We start from the raw sequence: 12,802 nt of genomic DNA on the forward strand, positions 1-12,802 counted from the left end.
CCGGCCGCTCCCCCGGCGCGGGCTTTGCCGCGCCCGCGTTTCGTGCCCCCACCACGGCGCTCTCGAACGGCGGCGCGGGGCGCTAGGCGTTGGGCCCGTATTCCTCCAGCATTTCGGTGACCAGCGCGGCGATCGGTGACCGCTCGCTGCGAGTCAGGGTGATATGCGCGAACAAGGGATGACCCTTGAGCTTCTCGACCACCGCGGCGACACCGTCGTGCCGGCCGACCCGCAGATTGTCACGCTGCGCCACATCGTGGGTCAGAACCACCCGGGAGCCACTGCCGAGCCGGCTCAGCACCGTCAACAGAACATTGCGTTCCAGTGACTGGGCTTCGTCCACGATCACGAAAGAATCGTGCAGCGACCGGCCTCGAATATGGGTCAGCGGCAGAACTTCCAGCATATCCCGGCTGAGCACCTCCTCCATGACCTCGCGGCTGACCAGACCGTCCAGGGTGTCGAAGACGGCCTGCGCCCACGGGCCCATCTTCTCGTTCTCGGTGCCCGGCAGATAGCCGAGTTCCTGACCGCCCACCGCGTACAACGGCCGGAAGACCACGACCTTGCGCTGAGTGCGCTTCTCCAGCACCGCTTCCAGCCCGGCGGTGAGTGCCAGCGCGGATTTACCGGTGCCGGCGCGGCCGCCCAGCGAGACGATGCCGACGCTCTCGTCGAGCAGCAGGTCCAGGGCGACCCGCTGTTCCGCGGAGCGGCCGTGCAGCCCGAACGCCTCCCGTTCCCGGACCAGCTGCACCCGTTTGTCCGGGGTCACCCGGCCGAGCGCGCTGGAACTGTTACCGAGGAGCCGGATTCCGGTGTGGCAGGGCAGTTCTCGTGCCTCGTCGAGATCGACGACCGATTCGCTGTAGAGCCGGTCGACGACTTCGGAGGCGGTGTCGATCTCGACCATGCCCGTCCAACCGGAGGTCACCACATCCTGTGCGTGATATCCCTCCGCCCGTAGACCTACCGCGCTGGCCTTCACCCGCATCGGGATGTCCTTGGACACCAACACCACCTGGCATCCCTCGGCCGCGAAATTCAGCGCGCAGGCCAGGATGCGCGAATCGTTGCTCTCGGTGCGGAAACCGACCGGCAACACCGAGGGGTCGGTGTGGTTCAGTTCCACCTGCACCGTGCCGCCGTCGGTACCTATCGGCAGCGGTTCGTCGAGCCGGCCGTGCGCCACCCGCAGATCGTCGAGCATGCGCAGGGCCTCGCGGGCGAACCAGCCGAGTTCGTGATGGTGTCGTTTGCCTTCGAGTTCGCTGATCACGACCAGCGGCAGCACCACATGGTGTTCGCCGAACCGGGTCACTGCCCAGGGGTCCGACAGCAGCACCGAGGTGTCGATGACGAAGGTTTTCAAACCTTTCTGAATGGAGCGAGAATTCGCCGAAGGGGCGGATACGGAGCGATTATCAGTCACGGTAGGCTCCTAGGGTCTGCGCGGCACCCACACAGACAGTCTCGCTGGGCCGGTAGGTCCGGATGGCTGCTGACGGGGTGCGTCAGTGGCCACGAGGACCGGGTGCCGGCCCCCTCGTACTGAGTTTCTCAGTCACGGTCAGGACCTCCCGAGCGAACCGCAACGTGCGACCCGCCACTCCGAAGCTACCTCCTCACCACCCCTGTGCGCTCGGAGAAATGCGGGAGGCTTTGGTGAATTTGCTGTGAACTGACCCCGGTTCGGTCGGTTTCGCGCAGGTCAGCGTGGGTATTGGTCGCCCTCGATCGATTCGGATCAGGTATCGGTGAAATTGGCGGAAACCCGGCCCGGCGGCGGCGTGTTCGCTCCGGGTTCGCCTTCGTGTCGCCCGGTGCGGGCCGCCTCAGTCGCCCAACTGCTCCGCGAGTACCGGAACGTGACTGTGACCCGGCTCTTTGACCGCGGTGACGAGAGTCACCGGCGGGCTGCTGCCGGCGCGCTCACGTAACCGGCGCAGTGATTCGCGGGCCGCCGGCTCGGCGAGCTCGGCGCGATAGCGGTCGGCGAATTCGGCGCGCCGGCCGTCCGGGTCCTCGTGGAACCATCGGCGCAGCTCGGTCGAGGGGGTGATCTCCTTGGCCCATTCGTCGATCCCGGCCGCGGCCTTGGCGAGGCCGCGCGGCCACAGACGGTCGACGAGCACCCGGTATCCGTCCTCGACCGCGGGCGCCTCGTATACGCGTTTGACCTGGAAGCCGGGCGGCGGGGTGAAGGTTCGGTCGGTCATCGGGTCATCGCAGCACGGTATCGGCCCGGAGCGGGTACGCCACGCGGCGACGACCGGACGACCCTCCCGGAAACCGAGCCCGGAACCCGGTGCCGGGATTAGAGTCGGCGGTATGACCGAGTACGAGGAGTTGGACAAGCTCTCGTCGAAGGAACTGCACGACCGCGCGGTCAGGTCCGCGGTGCGGCACGGTGATATCCGCTTCCTCTGGGAGCTGTTGACCCGGATCCCGGCGGCGGAGGCCACCGCGGGCCGGACCGGGGAGAGCGAAGCCGATATCAAATGGGTGGTGCCCATGCTCGACGACTACGTCCACGCCGGTGACGGTGAACTCGCCGAGGCGCTGCGCGGGTTCTATCTGGATTACTTGAAGGAGCATTCCTGACCGTGCGCGGCGTCGTGCCCCGCGGACTCGCCGCGGTGCACGGATCGCCACGGCCTCGGCTCACTCGCCCCGGTGCTCGCCGAAGAACGCGGTGATCTCGGCGGCCATGAGATCCGTCGCGACATGGTGCAGGTAGTGGGTGTGCACGTCGTGCGTACGCCACGACACGATGTGGTGATCCCGCTCGGCGAACCGCCGGATCCCGTGGAAATCGCCGGTGGAGCCGCACAGCGCGAGCGGCACCGTCGACGGTGCCGTGGGGGCCGCGGCCTTGTCCTTCTCGAAATAGTGCCGGATCGCCGAACCCGCCGTGCCGGTGAACCAGTGGACGGCGATATTGGCGATCACGAAATCATCGTCCAGGTCCGGGCCCAGCAGCTGACTGTTCCAGCCGAGCAGCCCCGCCGGTGAGTCCGCGAGGGCGTGCGCGAGGGTCTGCGGTTGCTGTGACTGCAGCACGTTGAAACCCATCTTGTTCGCCACGAACCAGTTCAGGGTCTCCAGGGATCGATGCTCGTCGGCATCGAGGTCCGCCAGCTCGGCGGGGTCGCCCGAGGGGAACGAATACACCTGCGCCACATGCATTCCCACCACGCGGTCCGGTGCGATCCGGCCGAGTTCGACCGAGATCGACGATCCGCCGTCGTTGCCCACCGCGCCATATCGCCGATAGCCCAGCCGGTTCATCAGCTCGGCCCAGGCGCGGGCGATCCGCTGGTCGTTCCAGCCCTTCTCGGTGGTGGGTCCGGAGAAGCCGTAACCGGGAACCGAGGGGACGACGAGATCGAAACCCGCGGCGGTCAGGGGCTCGATCAAGCGCAGGAATTCGATGAAGGTGCCCGGCCAGCCGTGGGTGAGTACGAGCGGGAACCCGGTGCCCTGCTGGGCGCGTACGTGCAGGAAGTGGATCTGCTGACCGTCGATCTCGGTGACGAAATGGGGGTGGGCGTTGAGCCGCTCCTCCAGCTTCCGCCAATCGAGCCGCAGCCAGTGCTCGGCCAGGGCGCGTACTCGGTCGACACTCACGCCGTACTCGTCGCCGGAGCCCGGGATCTGGTCGGCCCACCGGCTGCGCCCGAGCCGGCGGCGCAGGTCGTCGATATCGGCCTGGGGGATCTGGATGCGGAAGGGCTGAACGGGGGCCATGTCGAATCCTCTTCTTGGAACGGAATGCTTTGTTCTGTTTCAAGATAACAGAACGGAACATTCCGTTTCAAGTGCTATGCTCGGCCTATGTCCGGATCAATGGAAACGCCTGCTCACAAGCCCCTCGCCGGCCGTCGAGCGCAAGCCGCCCGCAACGACAGCCTCGTTCTGGAAGCCGCTCGGGAGGTGTTCCTGGCCGAGCCGAAAGCGCCGATCGCCGCGGTCGCCGAACGCGCGGGCGTCGGGATCAGCGCGCTCTACCGCCGCTATCCCAGCAAGGAGGCGCTGCTGCGCACCCTGTGCCACGACGGGCTGCGCCGCTACAATGCGGAGGCCGACGCCGCGCTGGGCGAGCCCGACGGCTGGCAGGCCCTGGTGGGATTCCTGGAACGCGTGGTCGACGCCGATGTGCACTCCTTGACCGTCCACCTCGCGGGCACTTTCGAGCCCGACCCGGGAATGCGGCCCGACGTGGCGCACGCCGACGAGGCGAATACGGAACTCGTGCGCCGCGCCCATGCGACGGGCCGGCTGCGAGAAGGGGTGACGCCGCAGGACATCGGCCTGATATTGGAAGCGTGCGCGGCCGTGTCGACACCCGACCGGCGGCGCACCGCGCAACTGCGCCGCCGGGTGCTCGCGGTCCTGATCGCCGGGTTGACCGCCGCGGGCGAGCTGCCGGGCCCGCCGCCGCGGCCGGGTGAGTTCGCCTGGCGCTGGCAACGCGCCGGAACCCACCCGGCGCGGCCGCCGGAAGCGGATCAGCCGGCGTAGGCCTCCCGCATCGCCCGCAGATCGATCTTCTTCATCCGGTACATGGCCGCGAGCGCCCGGTCGACCGCCGCCGGATCGTCACCGGAGAGCAGTTCGTTGGCCTCGCTGGGCCAGATCTGCCACGGCACCCCGTACTTGTCGTTGAGCCAGCCGCACTGGACCTCCGCACCACCGTCGGCGAGCAGCGCCTCCCACAGCCGGTCCACCTCGGCCTGATCGTCACAGTTGACCAGCAGCGACATGGCGTGGGTGTAGTGGTAGTCGCCGCCACCGTTGATCGCGGTGAACTGCTGCCCGGCGAGCTGGAAATCGACCAGCATCACCGTTCCCGCCTCCCGCATACCGGACTCCGTATAGCGCTGCACACCGGTGATCTTCCCGTCCGGGAACAGGGAACAGTAGAACTCCGCGGCCTCCTCGGCCTGCGTGTCGTACCAGAGATTGGTGACGATCTTCTGCATGACGCTCCTCCTCGGCCTGACAGCTGGTATGCACTGACGACGGAGCCCGGAGCCGGAATTGATCGGCCCCGGAGGGATTGGATCGATGATCCGATACCGCGGCGGCGCACCCCGCTCGACCCGCCGGGCCCGGGTCGGCGGTAGCCGGCGTCCGCGGGTCGGGCCTTCGTAGCCCGGGGCTTCGTGCCGCCGATCGGTCGCCGCCTTCGCCCGGGCGTGGGTGCCGACCGTGACCGCCACGAGCGGAAGGGTGAGGTGGATCGGTACCGCTCGACGAGTTGTCGCGGTCATGGACGCGTCCGGTCCGGCCGCCGGGCCCGGGTCGGAAGGCGATCAGTCGGTGAGATCGGCACCCGTCGGTGGGGGCGGGGCGGCTTCGAGGCGGAGGAACTCCTCATCGGTGAGCAGCCGGGACCGGATCAGGAACCGGACACCCTCCGGCGCCTCCAGCGAGAAACCGCTCCCGCGCCCGGGTACCACGTCCACCGTCAGATGGGTGTGCTTCCAGTACTCGTACTGGTCCGCGCTCATCCAGAACGGGGTGTCCACGTCCAGCTGCCCCAGCAGCACATCCTGCGCCCCCACCCGGAACTCGCCCCGCGGGTAACACATGGGCGCGCTGCCGTCGCAGCATCCGCCGGACTGATGGAACATCACCGGACCGTGCCGTGCGATCAAATCGTGCAGCAGATCGACGGCGGTCGCGGTGAGTTCCACCCGGTTCGGGTCCGGCATCAGAAGAACCCGAGCTTCTGCGGTGAGTAGCTGACCAGCAGGTTCTTGGTCTGTTGGTAGTGGTCGAGCATCTGCGCGTGGTTCTCCCGGCCGATACCCGACTTCTTGTAGCCGCCGAACGCCGCGTGCGCCGGATAGGCATGATAGCAGTTCGTCCACACGCGCCCGGCCTTGATACCGCGACCGAGCCGGTAGGCGGTATTCCCGTCCCGGGTCCAGACACCCGCGCCGAGACCGTAGAGGGTGTCGTTCGCGATCTTCAGGGCCTCCTCGGTGGAATCGAACGTGGTGACCGAGACGACCGGGCCGAAGATCTCCTCCTGGAAGATGCGCATATCGTTGCTGCCCTTGAAAATGGTCGGCTCCACGTAGAAGCCGTTCGGGTAACCCTCCACCGAACGGGAACCCCCGCCGGTGAGCACCTCGGCGCCTTCCTTCTTACCGATGTCGATGTAGGACAGGATCTTCTCGAGCTGGTCGTTACTGGCCTGCGCGCCGATCATGGTCGCGTCGTCGAGCGGATCGCCGCTCACGATCGCCTGGGTGCGCTCGACACAGCGGGCCATGAATTCGTCGTAGATGGACGAATGGACGAGTGCCCGCGACGGACAGGTGCAGACCTCGCCCTGGTTCAGCGCGAACATCACGAACCCCTCGACCGCCTTGTCCAGGAAATCGTCGTCGGCCGCCAGCACATCCGGCAGGAAGATATTCGGACTCTTCCCGCCCAGTTCCAGGGTGACCGGGATGATGTTCTCGCTCGCGTACTGCATGATCAGCCGGCCCGTGGTGGTCTCCCCGGTGAACGCCACCTTCGCCACCCGCGGACTCGACGCCAGTGGCTTACCGGTCTCCACCCCGAAACCGTTCACCACATTCAGCACACCCGGCGGCAACAGGTCGGCGATGAGCTCGACCACCTTCATGATCGACGCCGGCGTCTGCTCGGCCGGTTTCAGCACCACCGCGTTCCCGGCCGCCAGCGCCGGGGCCAATTTCCAGGTGGCCATGAGAATCGGGAAATTCCACGGAATGATCTGGCCGACCACGCCCAGCGGCTCGTGGAAGTGATAGGCGATGGTATCGGCGTCGATCTCGCTGATACCACCCTCCTGGGCACGGATGGCTCCCGCGAAATACCGGAAATGATCCACGGCCAGCGGCAGGTCCGCCGCCTTCGTCTCCCGGACCGGCTTCCCGTTCTCCCAGGTCTCCGCGACCGCAAGCGCCTCCAGATTCTCCTCGATCCGGTCCGCGATCTTGTTGAGAATATTCGCGCGCTCGGTGGTGGAAGTCGCACCCCACCCGTCGGCGGCGGCATGCGCGGCATCCAGCGCCGCTTCCACATCTGGTGCGGTGGAACGCGCCACCTCGCAGAAGGTCTCGCCATCGACCGGCGACGGATTGTCGAAGTATCTACCTTCGACAGGCGCGGTCCACTCCCCGCCGATGAAATTGTCGTATCGGCGGGCATAGCTGACGATGCTGCCGTCGGCACCGGGCTTGGCGTAGGTCATGACGAACTCCTCGGTCGACTCGGGCGCTGAACGCACGCCGGATGGAGCGTGATGTACCTCACTATGCCGCGTGGTGGACAGTAGTACGCCGAGTTCGCGCCGAAACGTGGGATCGATTGCGACCGGTATCGCATCGACGCTGGTCGAGGCGGTGGCAGCCGGAAAACCGACGTTGACGGCGGGGGATACGCGTCCGGAGGACGGGCCTCGGCCATCGATCAGGCGGACGAAACCGAGGAAGCAGGCGACACGGCCATCGTGGCCGTACGTGTACCGACCGGTTGCACGACGTCGTCGCCGCGCGAGTCCGGCGTAGCGCTGGGACAGGCCCACGGCGACCGAGGCGGGGACCTCGGTTCCGCGACGGGTCGGTGCGACTCCCGGCGCGCTGCCCGGTGACCGAGCGGCCGGGATATGGCGCCGACCGATCGGCAACAGTCGCGAGCGGACTCCTTGGGGTGGGCAATCGCCCCGCATGTTCGCGTACGGCCGGTGGGACAGGCCGGAGCCGGCACGGTCGCTGACCGAGGCCTCGCGTTCGAGGCGTGGTGAATCGTTGACGTCGCACCCGCTTCGATCGGCCCGTTCCCGCACAGCCGGGATCGAGAACGGCCACCGCGCCCTGCCGCCGCCGAAACGGCACCGCCGGCGCGAGGAGGATGATCCGCCGTCGAGTGATGCTCACCTGGATCACCAGTGAGCGCTGCCCGGGCGTCGAAGGACAGAAGGATCGAACCGGCTTGCCTCGAGGCGATTCCGCGCCGGCCGCGGCTCCGGCGGAACCGGAGTGGTGGCGGGTGCGTCCAGTATGGTGAGTGAAGTTTACGGAAGGGTGGGCCGAGCGGGATGGATGTGGGGCAGGGGACCGCGACATCGCTGTATCAGCAGGCCGTGGCGGGGACATTCCGGATGGAGCGGGGGGCCGCGGAACGATGTGCGGCGGTGTACACCCGGTTGGTCGATACGTGCCTGGACCCACAAACAGCTGCGATCCAGCGCATCTATCGCCTGGAGGGTTTCGGTGGATTCGACTCGGCCGCGCAACTCCGAAAAGGTTTCGAGGACAAGCACGTGCTCACGATCCAAGCGTTGTCCGACCTGAAAGAAGCCGCGTTCCGGATGGCCGCGGCCTTTCTCCAGGCCGGTGGTGCGTTCGAAGAGGCTGATGAGATGAACAGGCGTGCGATCGATGCGGCTGCGGAGGTTCAGGAGTGATGAGACTTTCCGATCTGGCGACTGCTGCCGCAACTTGTGCCCTGCTGGTGCTCAGCGTCGGATGCGCGCGGGAGCCCGATGCCCCGGCGGAGCCGACACCTGTTTCAGCGGATATACCGAGTAGTTCGGAAGGCGTCACCTCCCGCCCCACCCTCACGGCCCCGCATCTGCAGCCACCGTCGCAAGAGAACGAGTACACCGGTGGAAAACGTTCGAAGGTCGTATTCGACCCGTGCACGTGGATCGGTGACGATGCCGTCGCGCGCGCGGGCTTGGATCCGGCCAGTCGACGGCGAGGTCAGGATCTGATCACCGAGTACACATTTTTGACCTGCGATTTCGACGGCCTGCACTGGAACTTGCAGATTGATTCGGGAAATGCCAGCTGGCAGGAGGACTTGGACAAGAACGGGGAGATCAGCGAGCCGCTGGTGGTCAACGGTCGCGAAGCGATGTGGGTTCGCGACCCGCATTTGGTGAAGACCTGCGACATACATGTTCGTACCAGAGTCGGCTTTGTGATCTTCAATACGACAAGGACTTTCGAAGGTTCGGAGGCCGGCTTGGAGAGGTGCGACGGAGTCCTGCGCATCGCGGAAGCTCTCGAACCGTCGATCGGAGCGGAGAATTAACCATGGGCGGGGAGCAGCAACCCTCACCGTTGGGGTTCTTCGGTCCGTCTCTCGGGATCGATCCCTCCTCGGTTCAGGACCGGCTGGCCGGACAACAGAGCCAATCCGGTGCGGAGCACTTCGGGGCTCAGGTCTCCCATGGTGGTAGAGATTCGTCCTATATCACCGCGATGGAGCAATTCGAAGGGATATCGCACGAAGAGATCTATTCGAAGGTCGAGGAAATGGCTCCCGGCCTGATGCACGCCTTCGCCGACACGTATGGCGCGGCTGCAATTGCCCTCAGCGGTGGTTTGTTGGGTGCCCATCTGGCCATTCAGCGAGAACTTTCCGACGGGCTCGATGGTCAGTTCGCCGACGCTGCCACTCAGGCTGCTCGAAGGTTCTACGACCAGGCGACCGATGTGCAGGAAGTCATCCGATCAGTGGGTTTACGGGTCAAGGCCGCAGCCTACGGGGCCGAAGTGGTCAAGAAGTCCGTCCCTCCACCGCCGACTCGAACTCCCGGGACAAACCCCGCGAGCACCACTTCGATGGTCGATCCGGCCCACATCGCGCAAACCGTGGTCGGCGCCACCGACCCTGCCGCTACCGCCGCACTCGATCGATACAAGGAGGAGCAGCGGCTGGTTGCGGTGGAAGCCATGAACATGGCCTACAAACCGACCTACCAGCCCGCGGGTGACGGCGTGCCGACCTTCGTGCCGGTCCAGGCGCCGGGTGACGGACCGGGGCCGTCCGTTCCGGGCGGGACGTCCACCACCGGGCCCGACGGCACTACGACGATCTCCTCCGCCCCCGGCGGTGAAACTCCCGGTTCCGAAACGCCCGGCGAGGACGAAACCGCGGGGGAGAGTCCCGGAACCGCGGGTACCGAGGAGGATTCGCAGACCACCACCGCCGGATCGAACGAGAACCCGACCACCGGGCAGCCGACCACTACGACAACCGGCACCCCGTCCGGCGACCCGCAGCGCACCACCTCGACCACCACCACCGGTTCGCCCTCCGTCCCCGCCGGGAATCCGGCCGGGACGCCCGGTGGCACCCCGCAGACGCAGGCACCGGGCAAGACAGTGACCGGCACCCCCGGGGGGCTCAATACGTCCGCCGGGTCGCCGAGTGCGGCTTCCACGGCCGTGGGTGCCGGCCGGGGAATGTCCGGGATGCCGGGCATGATGCCCCCCGGTGCCGGCAGGCGCGGGGAGGACGACGACGAACACAAAACCCCCGACTACCTGGTCCGGGATCGTGAAGAGGAGTTGTTCGGCCCGCGGATCAGTGCCTTGGGCGGTGTTCTCGGGGCCGACGCCCCCGCCGCGCAGCCGGCCGATGATCGCGGTGACCGGCGGTGAAATGGGAGTTCACCCCGGACGAGTTCGTGCACGTCTGGAAGGAGACCGGTAAAGACCGGTATCCGTATCCGCTCGAGGTGCGGTCGTCGGTGCGCTGGGAGGACGAGTTCCAGCGGCTGGCGGCAAGGATCACGAGCGCGTACCCCCGGGGCGGTGATCCCGACCTCACGGCCGCGTTGCGAGTCGCCGCCGACCCCGAGTACACGCTCACTCTGTCGGGTAGCCGCCGGCATCGCATCCGCGCGTACGGGGCGTTCGCCGGGCAGGTGGCCGTCACCGCTGTGCAATTCCCGGGCACCACTACGGATTTCGACGGCAAGTTCGTGCTCCAGGTCGGCTCCTCCGCCCTGGTCCCCAAGATTTTTCTCCAGATCCTGGGGGAACAGCCCAAGGGGAGCCGGGCACCGCTGGTGGAGAGTATCGACCGGCTCCGTGACACCTATGAGGTGTGGAACGGCGGTAGACCCCGGCCGGCCGACCGGATGCGCCGCCTGCTGAAGGCGCCACGCGCGGGGTCCGGATTCCTGGAGGCGCGTCATCGGTTGCGTGCGCCGGACCCGCCGCCACCCCGCTACCTGAGCTGGTTCGATGTCGCCGACGACGGGCGCTACGTCTATCGGCACCGCTACCAGGATTTTCATATCGACCCGATCTCGCACGCGGAGTTGAGTCGCGAGATCGACCGGCTCGTCTGCGCCGGACACGACTGAAGGCCGACGAGGCCGCCCGGCGATCGGGGGTCTCGGTCGATCAGCACGTGCTCGTAGGGCGCGTGGGTACCGGGCAGGTGCGCCCGGGTCTACGCGGGAGCGGACCTTTCGAGAGGAATTCCGGTGATCCAGACCTCACGCGTGGCACGCCGACATCGTCGGGACGCGGCATAGGGTCGGGGACATGAGCGAGGAGAAGCAGTACCGCATCGAGCACGACACCATGGGCGAGGTCCGCGTTCCGGTGGACGCGCTGTGGCGTGCCCAGACTCAGCGGGCGGTGGAGAATTTCCCGATCAGCGGGCGGGGCCTGGAGCGGGCGCAGATCCGGGCGCTCGGGCTGCTGAAGGGGGCCTGCGCGGTGGTGAACCGGGATCTGGGGTTGCTCGACGAGGAGCGGGCCGCGGCGATCGTGGCGGCCGCCGCCGAGATCGCGGAGGGCCGCCACGACGACCAGTTCCCGATCGATGTGTTCCAGACCGGCTCGGGGACCAGTTCGAATATGAACGCCAACGAGGTGATCGCCTCGATCGCGGCCGCGCGCGGGGTCACCGTGCATCCGAACGACCACGTGAACATGTCCCAGTCGTCGAACGACACCTTCCCGACAGCGACTCACCTGGCCGCCACCGAGGCCGTGATCAAGGATCTGCTGCCCGCGCTGGAACATCTGCGGCTGGCGCTGCTGGACAAGGCGACCGAATGGCGCACCGTGGTGAAATCGGGGCGCACCCACCTGATGGACGCGGTCCCGGTGACGCTGGGTCAGGAGTTCGGCGGCTACACCCGGCAGGTCGCGGCGGGTATGGAACGGCTGCTGGCGACGCTGCCGCGGCTGGGTGAACTGCCGATCGGCGGTACCGCCGTCGGGACCGGGCTGAACGCGCCCGCCGGGTTCGGGGCGAAGGTGGTGGCCGAGTTGGTGCGGGCCACCGGGATCGACGCGCTGACCGAGGCCGAGGATCATTTCGAGGCTCAGGCGGCGCGGGACGGGCTGGTGGAGGTCTCCGGGGCGCTGCGCACGGTCGCGGTGAGCCTGACCAAGATCGCCAACGATATCCGCTGGATGGGTTCGGGGCCGCTGACCGGGCTGGGTGAACTGCAACTGCCCGACCTGCAGCCGGGGAGTTCGATCATGCCGGGAAAGGTGAATCCGGTCCTGCCGGAGGCGGTCACGCAGGTGGCGGCACAGGTGATCGGCAACGATGCCGCGGTCGCTTTCGCAGGTGCGGGTGGCCATTTCGAACTGAACGTCTACATCCCGGTGATGGCGCGTAATGTGCTCGAATCCATCCGGCTGCTGGCCGCGGTGTCACGGTTGTTCGCCGACCGGTGTGTGCACGGGCTGACCGCCGACGCCGAACGGCTGCGCACGCTGGCCGAATCCTCGCCGTCCATTGTGACCCCGCTGAATTCGGCGATCGGGTACGAGGAGGCGGCGGCGGTGGCCAAACAGGCGCTGCGGGAACAGAAGACGATCCGGCAGACGGTGATCGATCGCGGACTGATCGGAGACGCGCTCAGTGAGGAAGAACTGGACCGGCGTCTGGATGTGCTGTCGATGACGAATATCGACAACGACTGAGGCCGCGTCGACCCGGCCACGCAGGCGCCGGGTTACGCGGTATGCGGTGCGACGCGACCGTTGTTCGA

At 67.1% G+C, this 12,802-nt stretch carries 13 protein-coding genes; 7 read left to right on the top strand and 6 right to left on the bottom strand.

Annotation, left to right across the window (positions count from 1 at the left end):
• Positions 1–82 precede the first annotated feature (82 nt).
• Together ABZV91_RS17585 and ABZV91_RS17590 are read right to left on the bottom strand one after the other, a co-directional pair.
• On the bottom strand, positions 83–1,432 hold the full coding sequence (locus ABZV91_RS17585) for a PhoH family protein (RefSeq protein WP_355242354.1): 1,350 nt from the start codon (positions 1,430–1,432) through the stop codon (positions 83–85).
• A gap of 403 nt (positions 1,433–1,835) precedes the next feature.
• Positions 1,836–2,219 (bottom strand): DUF488 family protein, encoded by a 384-nt coding sequence (locus tag ABZV91_RS17590; RefSeq protein WP_355242357.1) that lies wholly within the window; start codon positions 2,217–2,219, stop codon positions 1,836–1,838.
• Positions 2,220–2,331: 112 nt separating this feature from the next.
• Between ABZV91_RS17590 and ABZV91_RS17595 the strand changes: the two genes are divergently transcribed.
• The gene (locus ABZV91_RS17595) at positions 2,332–2,604 is read left to right on the top strand and encodes a hypothetical protein (RefSeq protein WP_355242359.1); all 273 of its coding nucleotides are present in this window, start codon (positions 2,332–2,334) and stop codon (positions 2,602–2,604) included.
• A 60-nt stretch (positions 2,605–2,664) separates the two neighbouring features.
• Here ABZV91_RS17595 and ABZV91_RS17600 read toward each other — a convergent pair whose 3' ends face one another.
• Entirely contained in the window at positions 2,665–3,750 is a 1,086-nt protein-coding gene (locus ABZV91_RS17600) for an epoxide hydrolase family protein (protein WP_355242362.1), read from the bottom strand.
• 87 nt (positions 3,751–3,837) lie between these two features.
• Here ABZV91_RS17600 and ABZV91_RS17605 point away from each other — a divergent pair, with 87 nt between their 5' ends.
• The gene (locus ABZV91_RS17605) at positions 3,838–4,524 is read left to right on the top strand and encodes a TetR/AcrR family transcriptional regulator (protein ID WP_355242365.1); all 687 of its coding nucleotides are present in this window, start codon (positions 3,838–3,840) and stop codon (positions 4,522–4,524) included.
• On the opposite strand, the gene ABZV91_RS17610 is transcribed toward ABZV91_RS17605, so the two are convergent.
• The 3 genes from ABZV91_RS17610 to adh all read right to left on the bottom strand — a co-directional run bounded on the left by ABZV91_RS17610 (position 4,512) and on the right by adh (position 7,237).
• A complete protein-coding gene (locus tag ABZV91_RS17610; protein WP_355242368.1) occupies positions 4,512–4,985 on the bottom strand; it encodes a VOC family protein in 474 nt (157 codons plus the stop codon). The genes ABZV91_RS17605 and ABZV91_RS17610 overlap by 13 nt on opposite strands.
• Before the next feature lie 333 nt (positions 4,986–5,318).
• Complete coding sequence (locus tag ABZV91_RS17615; RefSeq protein WP_355242370.1) at positions 5,319–5,720, bottom strand: DUF779 domain-containing protein; 402 nt, start codon at positions 5,718–5,720, stop codon at positions 5,319–5,321.
• Complete coding sequence (gene adh, locus ABZV91_RS17620) at positions 5,720–7,237, bottom strand: aldehyde dehydrogenase (protein ID WP_355242373.1); 1,518 nt, start codon at positions 7,235–7,237, stop codon at positions 5,720–5,722. The genes ABZV91_RS17615 and adh overlap by 1 nt, the downstream gene beginning before the upstream one ends.
• Before the next feature lie 846 nt (positions 7,238–8,083).
• Here adh and ABZV91_RS17625 point away from each other — a divergent pair.
• The 5 genes from ABZV91_RS17625 (at position 8,084) to ABZV91_RS17645 (ending at position 12,734) form a co-directional block, all read left to right on the top strand.
• The gene (locus ABZV91_RS17625; RefSeq protein WP_355242376.1) at positions 8,084–8,452 is read left to right on the top strand and encodes a hypothetical protein; all 369 of its coding nucleotides are present in this window, start codon (positions 8,084–8,086) and stop codon (positions 8,450–8,452) included.
• Entirely contained in the window at positions 8,452–9,084 is a 633-nt protein-coding gene (locus tag ABZV91_RS17630; RefSeq protein WP_355242379.1) for a DUF3558 domain-containing protein, read from the top strand. The genes ABZV91_RS17625 and ABZV91_RS17630 overlap by 1 nt, the downstream gene beginning before the upstream one ends.
• 2 nt (positions 9,085–9,086) lie before the next feature.
• A complete protein-coding gene (locus ABZV91_RS17635) occupies positions 9,087–10,439 on the top strand; it encodes a hypothetical protein (RefSeq protein WP_355242381.1) in 1,353 nt (450 codons plus the stop codon).
• Positions 10,436–11,149 carry an ESX secretion-associated protein EspG gene (locus tag ABZV91_RS17640; protein WP_355242384.1) on the top strand — a complete coding sequence of 238 codons (714 nt, stop codon included), beginning with the start codon at positions 10,436–10,438 and terminating at the stop codon, positions 11,147–11,149. Before ABZV91_RS17635 ends, ABZV91_RS17640 begins: the two co-directional genes overlap by 4 nt.
• Positions 11,150–11,333: 184 nt before the next feature.
• A complete protein-coding gene (locus tag ABZV91_RS17645; RefSeq protein WP_355242387.1) occupies positions 11,334–12,734 on the top strand; it encodes a class II fumarate hydratase in 1,401 nt (466 codons plus the stop codon).
• Positions 12,735–12,802: the final 68 nt, after the last annotated feature.

The sequence above is a fragment of the Nocardia sp. NPDC004568 genome (assembly GCF_040609955.1).
Taxonomy (GTDB): Bacteria; Actinomycetota; Actinomycetes; order Mycobacteriales; family Mycobacteriaceae; genus Nocardia.

Excerpts from the sequence above, each read along its gene's own strand:
- ABZV91_RS17590 (WP_355242357.1), bottom strand. The coding sequence starts at position 2,219 with ATGACCGACCGAACCTTCACCCCGCCGCCCGGCTTCCAGGTCAAACGC.
- ABZV91_RS17595 (WP_355242359.1), top strand. The coding sequence starts at position 2,332 with ATGACCGAGTACGAGGAGTTGGACAAGCTCTCGTCGAAGGAACTGCAC.
- ABZV91_RS17600 (WP_355242362.1), bottom strand. The coding sequence starts at position 3,750 with ATGGCCCCCGTTCAGCCCTTCCGCATCCAGATCCCCCAGGCCGATATC.
- ABZV91_RS17605 (WP_355242365.1), top strand. The coding sequence starts at position 3,838 with ATGTCCGGATCAATGGAAACGCCTGCTCACAAGCCCCTCGCCGGCCGT.
- ABZV91_RS17610 (WP_355242368.1), bottom strand. The coding sequence starts at position 4,985 with ATGCAGAAGATCGTCACCAATCTCTGGTACGACACGCAGGCCGAGGAG.
- ABZV91_RS17615 (WP_355242370.1), bottom strand. The coding sequence starts at position 5,720 with ATGCCGGACCCGAACCGGGTGGAACTCACCGCGACCGCCGTCGATCTG.
- adh (WP_355242373.1), bottom strand. The coding sequence starts at position 7,237 with ATGACCTACGCCAAGCCCGGTGCCGACGGCAGCATCGTCAGCTATGCC.
- ABZV91_RS17625 (WP_355242376.1), top strand. The coding sequence starts at position 8,084 with ATGGATGTGGGGCAGGGGACCGCGACATCGCTGTATCAGCAGGCCGTG.
- ABZV91_RS17630 (WP_355242379.1), top strand. The coding sequence starts at position 8,452 with ATGAGACTTTCCGATCTGGCGACTGCTGCCGCAACTTGTGCCCTGCTG.
- ABZV91_RS17635 (WP_355242381.1), top strand. The coding sequence starts at position 9,087 with ATGGGCGGGGAGCAGCAACCCTCACCGTTGGGGTTCTTCGGTCCGTCT.
- ABZV91_RS17645 (WP_355242387.1), top strand. The coding sequence starts at position 11,334 with ATGAGCGAGGAGAAGCAGTACCGCATCGAGCACGACACCATGGGCGAG.